14 protein-coding genes and 1 tRNA gene are annotated in these 18,056 nt (G+C 35.2%); all 15 read left to right on the top strand.

All coding sequences use genetic code 11. The features are described 5' to 3' along the window. Positions 1-2 precede the first annotated feature (2 nt). The 15 genes from CSE_RS06310 (at position 3) to thrS (ending at position 18,008) form a co-directional block, all read left to right on the top strand. Positions 3-1,652: a formate--tetrahydrofolate ligase gene (locus tag CSE_RS06310; RefSeq protein ID WP_014453807.1), complete on the top strand. Its 1,650-nt coding sequence runs from the start codon at positions 3-5 to the stop codon at positions 1,650-1,652. Next, positions 1,652-4,888: an AAA family ATPase gene (locus CSE_RS06305; RefSeq protein ID WP_014453806.1), complete on the top strand. Its 3,237-nt coding sequence runs from the start codon at positions 1,652-1,654 to the stop codon at positions 4,886-4,888. Before CSE_RS06310 ends, CSE_RS06305 begins: the two co-directional genes overlap by 1 nt. Positions 4,889-4,918: 30 nt before the next feature. Continuing rightward, on the top strand, positions 4,919-6,154 hold the full coding sequence (locus tag CSE_RS06300; RefSeq protein WP_014453805.1) for a tetratricopeptide repeat protein: 1,236 nt from the start codon (positions 4,919-4,921) through the stop codon (positions 6,152-6,154). Further along, positions 6,151-6,876: an SIR2 family NAD-dependent protein deacylase gene (locus tag CSE_RS06295; protein WP_014453804.1), complete on the top strand. Its 726-nt coding sequence runs from the start codon at positions 6,151-6,153 to the stop codon at positions 6,874-6,876. Before CSE_RS06300 ends, CSE_RS06295 begins: the two co-directional genes overlap by 4 nt. Continuing rightward, a complete protein-coding gene (locus CSE_RS06290) occupies positions 6,873-7,559 on the top strand; it encodes a metal-dependent hydrolase (protein ID WP_014453803.1) in 687 nt (228 codons plus the stop codon). The genes CSE_RS06295 and CSE_RS06290 overlap by 4 nt, the downstream gene beginning before the upstream one ends. A gap of 48 nt (positions 7,560-7,607) precedes the next feature. Next, positions 7,608-8,600: an S-layer homology domain-containing protein gene (locus CSE_RS06285; RefSeq protein WP_172633866.1), complete on the top strand. Its 993-nt coding sequence runs from the start codon at positions 7,608-7,610 to the stop codon at positions 8,598-8,600. Positions 8,601-8,619: 19 nt separating this feature from the next. Next, the gene (locus CSE_RS06280) at positions 8,620-9,780 is read left to right on the top strand and encodes a nicotinate phosphoribosyltransferase (RefSeq protein WP_014453800.1); all 1,161 of its coding nucleotides are present in this window, start codon (positions 8,620-8,622) and stop codon (positions 9,778-9,780) included. Continuing rightward, on the top strand, positions 9,781-10,974 hold the full coding sequence (locus tag CSE_RS06275) for a replication-associated recombination protein A (protein WP_014453799.1): 1,194 nt from the start codon (positions 9,781-9,783) through the stop codon (positions 10,972-10,974). Between the two features lie 84 nt (positions 10,975-11,058). Continuing rightward, the gene (gene cspE / locus CSE_RS06270; RefSeq protein ID WP_014453798.1) at positions 11,059-11,271 is read left to right on the top strand and encodes a transcription antiterminator/RNA stability regulator CspE; all 213 of its coding nucleotides are present in this window, start codon (positions 11,059-11,061) and stop codon (positions 11,269-11,271) included. 96 nt (positions 11,272-11,367) lie between these two features. After that, a complete protein-coding gene (locus CSE_RS06265) occupies positions 11,368-13,767 on the top strand; it encodes a DNA topoisomerase 3 (RefSeq protein WP_014453797.1) in 2,400 nt (799 codons plus the stop codon). After that, positions 13,730-14,266 (top strand): hypothetical protein, encoded by a 537-nt coding sequence (locus tag CSE_RS06260; protein WP_014453796.1) that lies wholly within the window; start codon positions 13,730-13,732, stop codon positions 14,264-14,266. The genes CSE_RS06265 and CSE_RS06260 overlap by 38 nt, the downstream gene beginning before the upstream one ends. 98 nt (positions 14,267-14,364) lie before the next feature. After that, positions 14,365-15,300 carry an inorganic phosphate transporter gene (locus CSE_RS06255; protein ID WP_041726127.1) on the top strand — a complete coding sequence of 312 codons (936 nt, stop codon included), beginning with the start codon at positions 14,365-14,367 and terminating at the stop codon, positions 15,298-15,300. A 15-nt stretch (positions 15,301-15,315) separates the two neighbouring features. Then, a complete protein-coding gene (locus tag CSE_RS06250) occupies positions 15,316-15,957 on the top strand; it encodes a DUF47 domain-containing protein (RefSeq protein ID WP_014453794.1) in 642 nt (213 codons plus the stop codon). 46 nt (positions 15,958-16,003) lie between these two features. After that, positions 16,004-16,078, top strand: a tRNA-Val gene (locus tag CSE_RS06245). A 22-nt stretch (positions 16,079-16,100) separates the two neighbouring features. After that, positions 16,101-18,008, top strand: coding sequence for a threonine--tRNA ligase (thrS, locus tag CSE_RS06240; RefSeq protein ID WP_014453793.1), 1,908 nt, complete (start codon positions 16,101-16,103; stop codon positions 18,006-18,008). Positions 18,009-18,056: the final 48 nt, after the last annotated feature.

Genomic DNA, 18,056 nt, shown 5'->3' with positions numbered 1-18,056 from the left:
ATATGAGTGATTATGAAATTTCAAGAAATGCAATACTTATGAAGATTGATAGGATTGCAAAAAACTTTGATATACCGCTGGATGCTTTAAAATTTTGTGGTGATTACATTGCAAAAATTGACCATAGGTTACTAAAATCAATTGATAGAGGTGATGGTAAACTTGTCCTTATAACGGGAATGACTCCAACTCCTCATGGTGAAGGGAAGACTACAACAACCATAGGTTTGACAGATGCAGTAAATCTTTTGGGATACAAGGCAATAGGCGTAATAAGGCAGCCATCATTGGGACCAATTTTTGGTGTTAAGGGCGGTGCAACAGGCGGAGGACGCGCACAAGTTGTGCCAATGGAAGAAATTAACTTTCTTTTTACAGGTGATTTTCCTGCAGTAGAATATGCAAATAATCTTTTATCTGCAATGATTGATAATTCCATCTACCAAGGTAATCCTCTTAATCTTGACCCGAGAAGAATACGATTTAAAAGGGTTATGGATATGAACGACAGAGCCTTAAGACATATCCTAATTGGACTTGGGGGTATTGACGGTGGAATACCCCGTGAAGAAGGTTTTAATATAACGGTTGCATCAGAGGTTATGGCGATTTTAGGCATTTCAAAGGATTTAAATGACCTTAAAGAACGCCTTTCAAATATCTATGTTGGCCTTACTTACGATAGGACACCGGTGTATGCAAAAGACCTCAAGGCAGAAGGTGCAATGGCCGTGATCTTGCGAAACGCAATCAACCCGAATTTGGTGCAAACACTTGAAAATAATCCTGTTTTTATCCATACAGGACCTTTTGCAAATATTGCGCATGGAAGTCCATCTATAATTTCAATCAAACTCGCGCTTCAATTTGCCGATTATGTTTTTGCTGAGGGAGGTTTTGCAACAGACCTTGGTGGCGAAAAGTTCGTAGATATTGTTTCAAGGCTTGGCAACTTTAAGATTTCTGCTTCTGTTATTGTTGCATCTATAAGAGCCATGAAGTATCACGGAGGACAAAAGGATGAGAACATTGAGGATATTGAAGCACTTAAAAAAGGTTTCGCAAATCTTCAAAAGCACATTGAAAATATGAGAACCTTTGGAATTCCTGTAATTGTTGCGTTGAATAAATTTTCAACTGATACAGAAAAAGAAATAGAAGCAGTTTCAAAACTTCTTGAAAGTGTCAATGTTCCTTTTGCACTCTCAGAAGTATATGAGAATGGTGGTATTGGAGGCGAAAACCTTGCTAAGGTAGTTGTAGAAAATGCTTTAGAAACAAACCCTAAATTCCTCTATGACTTGGATGAGCCTATCAAGGATAAGATCAGAAAAATTGCAACGAGTATGTATGGTGCAGGAGACGTTGTCTATACAGATGAAGCAGAGGCAAATCTCAAAGAGATTTCAAAACTTGGGATGGATAATGCCTTTGTGTGCATGGCAAAAACACAAGCATCCCTATCTGATAATCCAAAACTAATTGGCCGCCCAGAAAATTTTGTTGTTACAGTCAAAGAAGTCCACGCCCTTAGAGGTGCAAACTTCATTGTTCCTATACTTGGAAAAATTAATACGATGCCGGGACTTCCAAAGGAGCCTCTTGCAACAAAACTTGATATAGATGAAAACGGATTTATAAAAGGATTGTAATGTATATAGAAAGCATTGAAATCTATGGTTTCAAAACTTTTGTAAACAATACGAAATTTATCCTCTCCAAAGGGATAACATGTATTGTAGGTCCTAATGGCTCAGGAAAGAGTAATATCGTTGACGCAATTAGATTCCTTTTTGGGGAAAATAGGCTATCACTTTTAAGGGCGGGCGAATCCTCTGACCTCATCTTTGCAGGTTCCACAAGTAAGGAGCCTATGAATGTTGCCTCTGTAAAAATTGTTATTAATAATGAAGATAAAATCCTTCCAATAAAAACACCGAGAGTTATTATTGAAAGGCGTATTATAAGGGGAAAGGAAACAAAATATATCGTTAATGGAAATGACTCAAGCCTTCAAAGCGTGCAAGAAATTTTCAAATCTTCAAATATTTTTGGGCTTACGCATGCAATAGTTGGGCAAGGTCGAATTGAAGAAATTCTCATTGCAAAACCAGAGGAAAAGAAAAACATCATTGATAGAGTTGCAGGCATTACAGATCTGAGAAAACGGAAAGAGGAAGCAAAAAAGAAACTTGAAGAAACTGAAGAAAACTTAGCAAAGGCATCAGTTGCACTTTCCTCTGTAAAAAGTGAATATGATAGAGTCCTAAGAGAAGCAAAAAAGGTCCATATTTATTATGCTCTTACATCTGAATTAAAATCTTTCGAAGAAAAGTTCTATGGTCTTAAACTTGCAAAATTAAGAAACGAACTATCTACTTTAAAAATTGGGTTAGCAGAAAAGAAAAAAGAAGAAAGTGATATTCAAAAGAATATGCTTGAAGTAAAGGGTAAGTACGAAGAGTTAAGCAAAAAACTTGAAGAAACACAAACTCTTTTTGAGATTCAAAATCAAAAAAGAGAAGAACTCACCATAAAAAAGAACAAGTTATCAAACAATATCGATTCAATTAAAAATCTCATTGAAATAAAAGAAAAAGAACTTACAGAACTAAATTTGAGAAAAGAGCGTCTTGAAAAGACAAAGTCGTATATTTTATTTGATATCGAAAAGAATAAGCAAAATATAGAGAAACTTAAACAGGAACAACTTAATATTGAAAATGAGGAAAATGTCTTAAAAGCGCAATTTACTATGAAAAAAAACGAAAGAGATGCACTCGAAGAGGAATACAACAAATTTAACAGAGTCCTTGAGCAAAGGGAATCAGAACGAGTCCAAATAGAAAGAAAAATTAGCGCATTTGAAAAAGAATTAGAGTTCCTCAAAAGAAAATCTGATGAACTTGAGCATAAAATTATTCCATTAAGAGATTTAAAGCCCATCGATTTAAGTTTGATTGATTCAGAACTCGAAAAAGTAAATATTTCTATTGATGAAAAGAAGAAGATAATTGAAGATAAGGAAAAGGAGATTGCAGTCCTTGAGTTTAGGATTAAAACACTGAAAAATATTCTCGATAGCGCAACAATTCCATCATTTAAGGATGGAACACTTGGGAAACTCCTTAACATTAATAAAAATCTCTTTGGTTTGAAGGATTATTTTGAAGGTGTGGTGGTAAGGTCTGTTAATGAAATTAAAAAGGGAAATGCAAAAAAGTATTTCTTGGATTTGCCACTTGCAAACAATAATGAGGACAATCATGGTCTTGAGCCTATTAGTGAAGTGATTGGTGTAAATAGCAAATTCCTTACGGGGATCTTTTATACAGAAACACTTGATGAAGCAATTGAGAAATTTAAAGAACTTCAAGGAAAAACTTTTATAAGGAAAATTGTAACGGGCGATGGATATGTTGTTCTTTCACCTTTTGAGGTTGAAAGAAGTTCTGGTATAAATGTCGAAGAGGAACACCAGTATAATGCAATGCTTTTGGAATTACAGACTCTTAAAGCGCTTGTTCAAGATGAGAGAGTTGCCTTGAATGTTCTTGAAAACAGAAGAAGGAATTTATTAAACGAACAAACAAACGCAAAAGATATCGAAAGAAAAATCCTTGAAAGAGAAAGACTTGAAGATGAACTTGAAAAAAATAAATCGGAAATTGAAAGGCTAAAGAACTTATTAACGGAATTGAAGAATGAGCGTGGAGAAAAATTGAAACTTAATGCATCTTTTGATTTTTCGAAACTTACAAACATAAGAGACCAAACCGATAAATTGAAAGATGAAATATCAAAGATTTTGATGAGAAAAAGAGAAATTGAACTAAAAATTCAAAACATTGAAAAAGAAAACTCTGAACTACAAAGAAGAATCGAAAGCATTGAAAGGGATCTTATAGAATTGGAAGAGAAGAAAGAAAACATTTTAAAGGAAATTGATGAGAATGAACATACTCTTAATAGCCAAATTGCGCTTTTAAACGAAACAGAGTTAGAACTTAAAGCTATTTCAAGTGAAATCGAAAAAGTGAAAAGTGAGTTGAATGCACTGAAAGGTCAAGAAGGAAATTTGAGGATAATGCTTGAAAAGTTAAATGACGAGAAGGAATCAGTCCGTGGAGCAATAGAAAGGATTGAATTAAGTATTGCAAAAATTGAAGTAAACATTTCAAACTTATTGAGTGAATTGGAAGAAAAGGGCTTGAAAGAAGTGCTTGTTTCCGAAGGGCTTTTAGAAGAAAATTTAAAAAAAGAAATTGAAAGGCTTAAAAGTGAAATTGGAAGCCTCCAACCACTTGATTTTACTTCAATTGATAAAGAAGGCGAATTAAAAGCAAATTACGAAGAAAAGAAAATTGTCTTTGATGATATAGTAAGTGCAAAGAAGGAACTCGAAAAATACATAGAAGACCTTGAGCGTACGATAAAGACAAAATTTGAAAGTACTTTTGATTCTTTAAACAAACATTTTGAACGCATTTTCCTTGAAATTTTTGGAGATGGAGAAGCAAAGATAGAGAAAATCATTGATGAGTTTTCAGAAGTAAAAGGAGTTGAAATAAGTGTTAGACTTCCATTTAAGAAGAAACAACCTTTGAGCGTCTTATCTGGTGGAGAAAAATCACTTGTTGCACTTGCATTTCTTTTTGCGATATTTGAAGTAAATCCATCGCCATTCTATGTTCTTGATGAAGTGGATGCTGCCCTTGATGATGAAAATGTGTATAAGTTTGGGAAACTTCTTGAAAATATGTCGAAAAAGTCTCAACTCATAGTTATCACTCATAATAAACAAACGATGGAAAAAGCAAATGTCCTTTACGGTATAACAATGGAAGAAGCAGGTGTTTCAAAGGTAGTTTCCCTTAAATTTGCATAAGTAGTATAATTTTTTTGAAGGAGATGAAAAATGGAAAGTTACGACGAATTGATGAATTCACTTTTGTCTTTAAAAGAAGAGTTAAAGAATGCGAAGTCTTCTTACGAAAAACTGCGCATCTATATGAATTTGGGACTGATATATTTGCTTCTTTCTGATATGGGAGATGAACGTGAAAACATAATTAGTGCCTTACTTAATTTTGACGAAGCTGAAAAAATTGTAAAAACTGTTGAGAATAAAGAAGATCTTGCAGAGATTGAATCGAACAAAGGATTCGTTTTTTATAAACTTGCTCACATTGAAGACCCTCTGTACAATCTTGAAACTGCAGCAAAGCATTACCTTAATGCTGTTAATCTCTTAAAAGAAACGAATCATAAATCAAAACTTGTAAGGGTTTATTACAACCTTGCAAATACATACCTTATGGGAAAGGAAATTGATTCCATAAAAGAGGCTTTAAAATACTTTGAAGAAGCGCTGAAGTTGAAAGACGATGCAGAAGACAGCAAAATTATAGGACTCATTTATCACGGCATTGGTGTATCGAATTTTCTTTTAGGTAAGTTTGAGGGCAATCCCGAAAAAAAGGTGGAACATCTTGAGAAGGCAATTGATGCCTTTAAGGAAAGTTTGAATTACTTTGAAAGTGACGATGTGCTTGATATTGCATCAAGCCGTTCTAATCTTGCATCGTCTCTTCTTGAACTTGCGCTTTTAAAAGAGGATAAGGTGCTTTTTGAAGAAGCCTTGGAACATTATAGGTTTGTGCTTGATGTATATAAAGATAAAAATCCAGAAGATTATGCAACGACACTTTTTAATATTGGGACCCTTTATCTTAATGAGTCAAGACTCAAAGATCTTGATGAAAAAACAAAGATTGAACTTCTCGAAAACGCATTAAATTATTTTGAAGAGGCACTTAACTATTTCCCAAAAGATACAAATATCGAGAGCTTTATAAGGATAAATTATGAGATTGCAGTATGTCTCCGAGAGCTTTTCTTCCTTACGGACGACAGAAGTCTTATTGAGGGCGTTAAAGAGCATGTAGAGGAAATTATCGATGATATTAACGAAACAAAAAATCCTTACACTTACCTTACCTCTCAATTCTTCCTTGGGGAAGCGTATTTCTATCTTGGAGATAAAGATAAAGCACTTGCGCATTATGAACAGTCGCTTCGCGTTTCAGAAAACTTTGATAAAGAGTTAGCACAAAATATAGCAAGTGTCGTAGAAAAAATCAAAAGTCTATGATTGAAACTGTTATACAGGTTTTAAAAAATGCAAAAAGTATTTCAGTTTTGACAGGCGCAGGTATATCAGTTAATGCAGGCATTCCTGACTTTAGAGGAGAGACAGGTATTTATACAAGAGGACTTTACAGCGAAAATGTATTTGATATAGATTACTTTTTTGAGAATCCCAAACCTTTTTATGATTTTGTGAGAGTTATGTATCCGGTTTTTGAAAAAGCAAAGCCAACACTTGCTCATAAATTCCTTGCAGATCTTGACCATAACCATTCTGTTTGTATTGTAACTCAAAATATTGATCTTTTACACGAGAAAGCGGGATCTAAAAATGTAATCCATTTGCACGGTAGTGTAGAACGCTCTCATTGTCTAAAATGCGGGAAAGAATATTCTTTTGAGCGATTAAAGGAATTGGTTATTAAAAGTGCCGTTCCTTATTGTGAATCATGTGGAGGATTAATCAAGCCGGACATTGTGTTCTTTTCCGAGCCTGTAATTGATTTTGACAAGGCAATTGAATGTGTATCTGCTTCAGATATTTTCTTTGCACTTGGCACGTCATTGGAAGTATATCCTGCAAACAGTCTTGTCCAATTTGCAAGGGGTAATAAAATTCTTATAAACAAGAAAGAAACTGAGATGGATTATCTTTTTGATATTGTAGTTCACGAAGACCTCGACAATTTCTTTAAAGAATTGCAAAGTAAAGGAGGGATTGTATGAGCAAAATTCTTTATTTGGGGCATGCAACAGTTGTGATCATCAATGATTTTGGAAACATTGTTATTGACCCGTTTTTTACAGGTAATCCCCTGAATCCAATGAAAGTTGAAGAATGCAAGGCAAAATACATTCTTATTACGCATGGACACTCAGATCATCTTGGTAATGCTGCGCAAATTGCAAAAAATAACGACGCAACTGTTGTTGCAGTTTACGAAATTGCACATTATCTTGAAAGTTTTGGTGTAAAAAATCTTGTTCAAATGAATATTGGTGGAACAGTCTCTTTTGATAAATTTTCTGTAAAGATGGTACCGGCAGTTCACAGTTCTTCGATTGCTGTTAACGGATCCCTTATATATGGTGGAGTGCCTGCAGGGTTTGTCATAAAACTTGAAGATCTAACGATTTATCATGCAGGTGATACGGCACTATTCTCAGATATGAGTATTATAGGTTCGCAATTTTCAATTGATGTTGCGTTCTTACCCGTTGGTGGTTATTTTACGATGGATATAAACGATGCACTTATGGCAGTGAAGATGATACACCCGAAATATGTTGTTCCGATGCACTATAATACATGGGATATAATTTCTGTTGACATTGAAAAATTCAAAGAAATGGTAGATAAGGAAACGCGTTCAACTTGCCTTATTTTAAAACCGGGAGAGGCATTTTAATGGAACAAAATGCAAGAAATTTGTATCTAAATAATGGAGGTGAGAGAAATGAAAAAGATATTGGTAGTTTTTTTGGTGATGTTTATGCTTTTCACGAGTATGTTTGAAGGAAAGAGTGCTAATCTTCCTCTTGTAGGGAAAGTTGTAACTGATAGAAATGAATACGCTCTTAATGAAACGGTAAGATTTCTTTACACTATTACAAACACATCTGATTCTCCTATTACTTTGAAGTTCAACACTTCTCAAATTTATGATTTTGTTGTTATGAAGGGAAATACAATCATCTTTAAGTGGGGCATTGATAGAATGTTTGCTCAGGTAATTACCGAGGTTACAGTGCCAGCACACGGAACAAGGGCATTCTCAGTTTCTTGGGATATGGTTGACACAAAAGGGAATAAAGTTGGTGTGGGGACTTATACTGTAAAATTTTACCTTGTGAATAATTACGGGGTTGAAGCAACAACGAATTTTACAATCGGAACTCCAAGTTTTACGCCAGTATTCCCTGATGTAAATGATTACTATGTTTCTAAATATCTAAAGATTCTTGTTGATAAGGGTATTGTAAAGGGATATCCTGATAACACATTCAGAAGTGACAGCAACCTTACAAGAGCAGAAGCAACAGTTCTTATTTTAAGGACACTTGAAATTACACCTAAGAACTATCCAACTTCGTCATTTTCAGATGTAAGTATTACATATTGGGCTCATAATTACATAGAGGAGGGCGTAAAAAGAGGAATTGTTAAAGGAATTTCCTCTGACCAATTTGCTCCAACACGAGTTATTTCAAGAGGAGAATTTGTTACACTTCTTATGAGAGCACTTTCTTTAACAAAACCTGATGCAGTATCGCCATTTTCCGATGTTTCCTATACATATTTTGGCTATAAAGAAATTGGAACTGCCTTTGATTTGAATATAATACAAGGGACAGTCTCCAATATGCAACTTATGTTTTATCCGAATGATCCAATAAAAAGAAAGGATGCAGTGCTTATTCTTGCAAGGGCAGTGGATGTGAAAAAATAGGTTTGTAAGGAGGCTTGGAGTGTTTATTGCAAATGAGAAAGAAATAAAAGATGGTTTGACAACCGATGTTTATTTTACTCGCACAGAAGAAATTTTAAAAAAAAGGGGCATTAATAACAATGTTGTTGCTGATTTTACTGTTCAGGGGCTTAAGTATCCTTGGGGTGTGTTTGTAGGACTTCCCGAGGTAATAGAGGTTCTTGAAGGGAAAAATGTTAATTTGTATGCACTTCCTGAGGGAAGTGTTTTCACTGCAAGAGATGTAAGAGGTTATCCTGTTCCTGTAATGGTAATTGAGGGGCCTTACCTTGAGTTTGCCCGTTTTGAGACGCCAATCCTTGGGTTTATTTGTGAAGCATCAGGCATTGCAACGAAGGCCGCAAGGCTTCGAAAGATTGCAAAAAACAAATCTCTTCTTTCTTTTGGTATAAGGAGAATGCATCCTGCAATTGCACCAATGATTGACAGATCTGCATATATAGGCGGTTGTGATGCTGTTTCAAGTTTAATTGGCGCAAAGACAATTGGAAAACCTCCGACAGGAACAATACCGCATGCACTAATTATAAATATGGGTGGCATTGTTGAGGCTGTAAAGGCATTTGATGAGATAATTGACCCTTCAGTTCCAAGACTTGCACTCGTTGATACATTCCAAGATGAAAAATTTGAATCTCTACTTGCGGCACAGGCAATAGGAAAACACCTCTATGGTGTGAGGCTTGATACACCAGGATCAAGGCGTGGAAATATTGTTGATATTGCAAGGGAGGTCCGCTGGGAACTTGACCTTCGTGGATTTAACCATGTAAAGATTCTTGTCTCTGGTGGACTTGACGAGGAAACAGTTCAAAAACTAACCGAATCCCATGTGGTTGATGGTTTCGGTGTTGGAACGTCTATCTCGAATGCCGACACAATAGATTTTGCAATGGATATTGTTGAGGTGAATGGCACACCAATTGCAAAGAGAGGTAAATACTCTGGAAGGAAAAAGGTTTATAAGAGATTTGAGAATGGTAAAGTCATTTACGAGGTGAAAAAAGAAGGTGAAATAGGAAACGGAGAAGAAGCGCTTGTTCCTGTAATCCTTAACGGTAAAGTTGTCTACGATAATAAAACACCCGAGGAAATTAGGAATTTTGTATTAGAGCAACTTGCTCAAATTGAAGAGTTGTAGATGGAATTAGAGCCACTTGCAATAAGAGTAAGACCCAAAACACTTGATGAGTTTGTTGGGCAGGAGCACCTTGTAGGAGAGGGTGCTCCTCTTTTTAATATGTATAAAAGTGGAAAACTCTCTTCTTTTATAATCTGGGGGCCTCCAGGCTCTGGGAAGACAACTATTGCACAGATTTTAACGCAAGGAAGAAAAACCATAACGATTTCAGCAACAACAGAGCATATAAAAGACGTAAAAAAACTCATGCAGGAATTAACAAAAGAAAATCTATTCTCAAAGGAAACGCCGATTGTGATTGTTGATGAGATTCAGCATTTTAATCGTAAGGAACAAGATGCATTTCTTACATTTATTGAACAGGGAAAAATTATACTTATTGCACTCACAACTGAAAATCCATCTTTCTATGTAAACAATGCTCTTCTTTCAAGGCTTTCCGTATTTGTGTTTAACAAACTCACTCTTGAAGAAATTAAAAAGATCATTCTTAATGCAATTAAAAAAGACGAAATTCTAAAAGAGTTGAAGTTTGAAGATGGTGTTGTTGACTTTATTGCAGAAATTTCCGATGGAGATGCACGCATTGCGCTAAACAACCTTGAAAATATTTCAAAGAATGCAAAAGATGGTGTTGTCACCCTTGACATTGCAAAAAAGTTTTCTAATGTAACGCTTTCTTATGGCAAGGAGGCACATTACGACCTTATATCTGCATTTATTAAAAGTATGCGAGGAAGCGATCCAGATGCTGCACTCTATTACATGTATCGTATGATTGAAGCAGGAGAAGACCCCCTCTATATTGCAAGGAGGATGATTCGATTTGCTTCTGAAGATATTGGCTTAAAAGACCCAATGGCACTTGTTGTTGCAGTCTCTGCGTTTCAGGGATTTAATGTAGTTGGACCACCTGAGGGCTATTTGATTTTGGCGGAAGCATGCGTATATCTCTCGAAAGCACCAAAGGATAATAGCCTCTACCTTGCAGAAGGTGAAGTAAAAGAAACAATCAAAAAAACTGGATCTCTTGAGGTTCCATTGAAACTCCGGAATCCTGTAACAAAACTCATGGAAAACCTTGGATATGGCAAAGACTATAAATATCCACACGATTACCCAGGGAGTATCGTTAAAGGTGAAAACTATTTACCCAAGGAACTCAAGGGAAAGAAATTTTTGAAGGGTAGTTAGTTTTTTTATTGCAATTTTTTTGAATCGTATTATAATTTTTTAACCGCAAAGAATTGCGGAATTTTTTACGGAGGTATTTTAGAAGTGGAAAAACAAACAGGAAGAGTTAAGTGGTTTAACTCACAGAAGGGTTTTGGGTTTATTGTCCCAGACAATGGTGGTAAGGATCTTTTTGTGCATTTCTCAGCAATTCAAACGAGTGGTTACAAGACGTTAAAGGAAGGTCAAAAGGTAGAATTTGAGATTGAACAAACAGATAAAGGTGACAAAGCAGTAAACGTTAAAGTTATTGGCTAAGAAAACAATCTAAACACTTTTAAAGCCCCGCATCAAGCGGGGCTAATATTTTTTGATAAATTTTGTAAAATTACTTTAATCAATATAATTTAAATCGTGAAAACGCTTATAATTGCAGAAAAGCCAACTGTTGCAAGGGATATCGCAAAAGCGCTTGGAAAATTCAAAGATGAAAAAGAATATTTGGAAAACGAGGAATACGTAATTTCGTGGTCGTTGGGTCATATTTGCGAACTCTTTGAGCCAGAAGACTACAATAAAAAATTGAGTTTCTGGACTTTACAAGATCTTCCAATTATCCCTGAGGAATTCAAATTTAAGCCAAAAGAGGATACAAAAAGTCGCTTCAACGTCCTTAAAAAACTCATCTTAAGAAAAGATATTGATACCATTGTAAATGCATGCGATGCCGGAAGAGAAGGTGAACTCATCTTTAGAGAAATTTTGCTTTTAGTAAATCCAAAAGGGAAAAGTCTCAAAAGATTGTGGCTCTCCTCAATGACAAAAGAGGAAATTGTAAGAGAGTTTAAAAACCTGAGAGATGCAAGTGAATTTGATAATCTTGGAAAGGCATCTTTTGCAAGAGAAGAGGCAGACTGGCTTGTGGGGATAAATGCAACAAGAGCATTTACAAGAAGATGGGGAGATTTGCTATCTTTGGGAAGGGTACAAACCCCAACGCTAAATATACTTGTATCACGAGAGAAAGAAATAAAAAGTTTTGTAAGCGAGAAATACTTTGAGTTAGAAGGAGAATTTGGCAAGAAAACTTTTGTTTATAGTGGCACTTTCATAAAAGATAACGAGACTAAATTTAAGAAAAGAGAACTTCTTGAAAATATTGCAAATAGTATTAAAGGGAAAAACGGAATTGTTGAAAGCGTTGAAGAAAACATTGTAAAAACTCCTCCACCACTTCTATATGATCTAACAGAACTTCAAAGAGATGCAAATAAGACATTTGGATTTTCTGCGCAGAGAACCCTTGATATTGCACAGAGCCTTTACGAAAAGAGAAAACTCATCACCTACCCAAGAACAGATTCACGGTATTTACCAAGCTCATTAAAGTCTTATATCCCACAAATAATAAAGTCAATCAAGTTTGAACCATATTCTTACTTTGCAAAAGAGATTCAGCAAATGGGAATAAATTTTACAGGGAGAATCATAAACGATAAAGGTGTAACTGACCACTATGCAATTATTCCTACGGGAGATTTCTCCAATTTGAAAGATCTTACAAAAGATGAAGAGAAGATTTTTGACCTCATCATGCGAAGATTTCTTTCTGTGTTCTATCCTTATTCTGAAACTAAAAAAATAAATCTTATAACAAAGGTTGAGGAAAACCGGTTTGTCTCGTCGATTAGTTTCCTTATCGAGCCTGGATTTCAAAAGGTATATGGCAAAGAAAAAGAAGATGCAATATCATTCAAAAGAGGTGATTTGGTTCTCGTAAAAGATCTAAGAATTCTTGAGAAGGAGACGCAGCCACCTTCAAGATTTACGGATGCAACCCTTTTATCTGCTATGGAAAATGCAGGGCGTCTAGTCGAAGAAGACGAATTAAAGGAAGCGTTAAAAGAAAAAGGCATTGGCACACCTGCAACAAGAGCACAAATCATTGAAAGATTGGTTGAAGTTGGCTATGTTGAAAGAATGGGAAAGTCGCTTGTTCCAACCGAAAAAGGCATGAGACTTATTGAACTTGTTTCGCAGGTTAAAGTTGAGGAACTCCTTTCTCCTGCTCTAACTGGAGAATGGGAGTACAAGTTGTTAAAGATAGAGAAAGGTAAATATGATGTAGATAAGTTTATTGAAGGAATAAAAGAACTAACGATTAATATTGTAAATAAAGTAAAGACATATAGTGGCGATTATCATATTAAAACAGGTTCTCCTGATCCAGTTGGTATCTGTCCGAAATGCGGTGGATCTGTTTACGAAACGGTAAAAGGCTTTACTTGTGAAAATGTTGAAAAGGGAACATGTGATTTTGTGATCTGGAAAAAACTAAAAAACAAAACGATTACAAGAGATATGGCAGAAGAACTTCTAAAAGGGAACCGTGTTAAATTAAAAAGAGTGCTATCAAAGGGTAAAAAATATTTTGATGCCGAAATTCAACTTGTCGATAATAAGGTTTCCTTCATATTTGAAAAACCAAAAGAAGAAAATATTACAAATGAAGAACCTCTTGGTCTTTGTCCGAAGTGTGGCGGATCCGTTTATGAAAAAGAGACGGTATATGCATGTGAAAATTATCCAGATAAATGCACTTTTAGGATTAAGAAGTTTATGGGCGGAAGAGAAATTACAAGAGACGAATTAAAAAAACTTCTACAAGACCATAAAACAGACCTTATAACAGATTTTGTTTCATCACAAGGAAGGAATTTTAAAGCGTACCTTGTTTTAGAAAATGGAAGCGTAAAATTTGAATTTGATAATAAAAATGCAAAAAATCGTTCTTATAGGCGGAAGCAAAAGTAATGTCGGTAAGACGACACTATCAAGGATAATTCTCAAATTATTTCCCAAAATTTTTATTGCGCTAAAAATTACAAACAATCTATTACACGGGTTTGGAATTACTGAAGAAACTTATAAGACTGCGCCGTTTGGCAAAGATACATACTTTCTTTTTGAGAATGCAAAGAAGGTATTTTGGGCAAAAGGTGATTTTGATTATCTTAATGAACACTTAAGAGATTTTGTTAAAAGTATAGAAGGTCCGTTACTTGTAGAGGGCAACATTTTTTACACAATCACAAAACCAGACTTGTTTATTTTTGTCGAAAAGGAAAATGAACCTATAAAGGAAGATGCAAAAAAACTTCTCTTAGTTTCAGATTTTATAATTGTTAATGGAGATTTCCAATTTAAGGTTGAAGGAAATAGCGTTTTTGTGAATTTACAAAGGAATTTGGAGTCAATCGAAGAAGAATTTAAAGAATTCTTAAAAAATCTCATTTTGCCACTTCTATCTTAACAATCTTGACAAAATCTCAATTTGTGTTATTATTTTAAACCATGGATAACCTAAGTTTTTTAGTTTTTTTAATTGTAGCAGGAGTTTTTCAAATATTAATGGGAGCAAACGACGGAGGCGTGTTGCTTGGATCTATTATTTCTTCAAATGTAATACATCCCCTCTTTGGAGTTATTTTGCTATTTTTATCTTTAACTGTTGCGCCTCTTGTCTTTGGAACAGAAGTTGTTAAAACTTTAGGTACTAAAATTGTCCCAATTCAATATATTACCTTACCTATGTTGTATGGGGCAATCATTGGCACGATGATTTGGGTGATTATTGCGCAGAGGATTAAATACCCTGTAAGTATTTCTTACACCTTTGTTGGAGCACTCGTTGGAAGTGCAATTGCAAGAAAAGTCCACACGCAAATTAATACAGTTGAAATTTTAAAAGTTTTTGGTGGACTTATTGCATCTATCTTTATAGGTTTAATAGTTTCTTACTTATTAACCAAGATTTTTAACCTTATTTTGCGGTTGTTAACCCCAAAGGCTTCTCCGTTTTTTAAGATTTTTCAGGTAATTTCATCAATTTTTCTTGTTATGGGTTATGGTGCAAACGATGCAGAGAAAACTTTGAGTTTGGTATATACAGCAAGCATGATCTCAGGGGTTAACTTTGCTGTCAATCCTAAAAATATTTTTGTTATTTCGCTTCTCTCGTTTCTGTTTATTGTTGGGACACTTTTCTTTGGTGCAAATTCACTTTTAACAGCAGGATTTCGTCTTATGAAAAGTAATCCAAAAGAGACATTTCTTGCACAAACAATAACATCTGCAACGGTTTTAACGTTTGCACAATTTGGTTTGCCCGTAAGTTCAACAGAAACTTTAAATATGTCAGTTGTAGGTATTGGGGTTGCAGAAAAACCATATGCGGTAAAGTTTAACGTTGTTAGAAATCTTGTCCTTACTTGGCTTGTAACAGTACCAATGTCAATTCTTATTTCTTATGGAGTATCGACAATTTTTATTACAATATTAAAATAATGTGAGGTGATAAAAATGAAAGTTTGGGATTCAATGTTTAAAAGGCCTGATGTGTTCCAGAACCTGCTAAAGGAGCAGGCAAAAAAGACTGTAGAGGGTGTTAATACTTTAAATGAATTTATGGGAATTAGTGAAGATGTTGTCAATAAAGATGTGCTAAGACATAATCTTAAGATGCAAATAAAAAGAATAGAATCCGAAGGCGACAATATAAGAAGAGATCTATTAAATGAGCTCAACAAGAGCCTTATTACTCCTATCGACAGGCAGGATATCTATACACTTTCAAATACAATAGACAATATCCTTGACTACGCTTACAACACAATTGAAGAAATGATAATATATCAACTGTATCCAAACTTCTACTTGAAGAAAATGATTGAAAAAATTTCTCGTGGTGTGAATCACATAAGCTATGCGGTGGATAACATGTTTACTGATAAAAATCTTGCAAATAGCAATGTTGTTTCTGCAAAGGTTGTGGAGAATGAAATTGAAGAAACCTATCATGAAGCACTTGCCGAACTATTCTCAAACGATAATTTCCACTACATCTTTAAAATGAGAGAAGTTTATAGGCACATAAGCAATTCAGCAGACAGGATTTCAGAGGCTGCGGATCTCATTGCTAATATCCTTATAAAAGAGGTCTAAACTCTTGACAAAAAGATGAATTTTGATATAAATAGTTATGCGGAGTGGGCGGTTAGTTCAGAGGTAGAACGCTTCGTTGACACCGAAGAGGTCAGTGGTTCGATTCCACTATCGCCCACCATTTTTTATTTAAGGAGGCGGGCGTGAAAATACAGATATCAAATGAAATTTATCAATTTGAAGATGGACTTACAATAAAAGAAATTCTTAAGAGACTTAATTTTGATCTTTCAAAAATTGTGGCAGCAAAAGTTCAAGGTGTTCAAAAGGATCTGTTAACAAAAGTAAATGGCGATGTTGAAATTGAGCCAATATTCATCGATACAGAAGAGGGAGAAGAAATTTTACGACACAGCACATCTCACATTCTTGCACAGGCAGTAATGCATCTATTTCCAAATGCAAAGTATACTATTGGACCTGCAATTGAAAAGGGTTTTTACTATGATTTTGATCTTGAAAATCCACTAACAGAAGAGGGCCTAACAAAAATTGAAGAAGAGATGAGGAGGATCGTTAATGAACATTTACCTTTTGAGCGTATTGACCTTCCAAAGGATAATGCAATCGAACTTTTCAAAGAATTGAATCAACCATATAAGATTGAAATTATAGAAGAAGTTGAAGGAGACACTGTTTCAATATATAAACAGGGTGATTTTACAGATCTCTGTAGGGGTCCGCATATTCCAGACACTTCCTATGCAAAATACTTTAAATTGTTAAGTGTTGCAGGGGCATATTGGCGAGGCGATGAAAAGAATAAAATGCTTCAGCGTGTATATGGCACTGCCTTTGCAACAGAAGAGCGCTTGAAAGAATATTTAAATTTCCTTGAGGAAGCAAAAAAGCGAGATCACAGAAAACTTGGAAAGGAGCTTGACCTCTTTAGTATTCAAGAAGAAATTGGGCCAGGATTAATACTGTGGCACCCGAAAGGTGCAATGATTCGAAAAATCATTGAGGATTTTTGGCGTGATGAACATATAAAGCGTGGATATTACTTTGTTTATACCCCTCATATTGCTCGGGTTGAGTTGTGGAAGACCTCAGGGCATTGGGATTTTTACAGAGAAAATATGTTTTCCCCAATGGAAGTAGATAAAGGATCATACATGGTAAAGCCAATGAACTGTCCATTCCATATTGCAATTTATAAATCAAGAACTCGAAGTTATAGGGATTTGCCTTTGAGGCTTGCAGAACTTGGCACAGTTTATAGGTATGAAAGAGCAGGAGTCCTTCATGGTCTTTTGAGGGTAAGAGGATTTACTCAAGATGATGCACACCTCTTTGTGCAACCAGAAAAGCTAGAAGAGGAAATCATAGGTGTTGTTGAGTTTGCAAAATATATGATTGAGACGTTTGGATTCAAAAACTACAACGTTTATCTTTCTACACGTCCTGAGAAATATGTAGGAAGTCTTGAAAATTGGGAATTGGCAACCAATGCACTTAAAGTTGCTCTTGATGAGCTTAAGATCCCTTATAAAATCGATCCAGGAGAAGGGGTTTTCTATGGACCAAAGATCGATATAAAACTTGTTGATGCAATTGGACGTGAGTGGCAAGGGCCAACGATTCAGGTTGATTTTAACCTCCCAGAAAGATTTGACGTTACATATATTGGTGAAGATGGAAAAGAGCACAGACCTATTATGATTCATAGAGTTGTGCTTGGCTCAATGGAGCGATTCTTTGGCACACTCATCGAGCAATATGCAGGTGCTTTCCCTACATGGATTGCGCCAGTGCAAGTTCGCATTGTTCCAATAGCAGATAGACATCTTGAATATGCTAAGAGTGTTAAAGAAAAACTCTTCTTGAACGGTTTGCGTGTAGAGGTTGATGAAAGATCAGAGAAAATGAATGCAAAAATTAGAGATGCTGAAACCGAAAAAATCCCTTATATTCTCATAATAGGAGATAAAGAGGTCTCATCAAATAGTGTTTCCGTAAGAAAAAGACGTGTAGGCGACCTTGGTGCTATGGATGTTGATGCTTTCAAGGAACGCATTTTAAATGAGGTTAGAAACAGAGTTATAGACTAACTAAAATGTGGGCTTGATTTATTTTGAAGATTTTGTATAATTACATTT

Source organism: Caldisericum exile AZM16c01, from assembly GCF_000284335.1.
In the GTDB taxonomy this organism is placed as follows: Bacteria; Caldisericota; Caldisericia; order Caldisericales; family Caldisericaceae; genus Caldisericum; species Caldisericum exile.
Note: the sequence above shows the minus strand (reverse complement) of the source record. Positions and strands in the feature narration are given on the sequence as shown.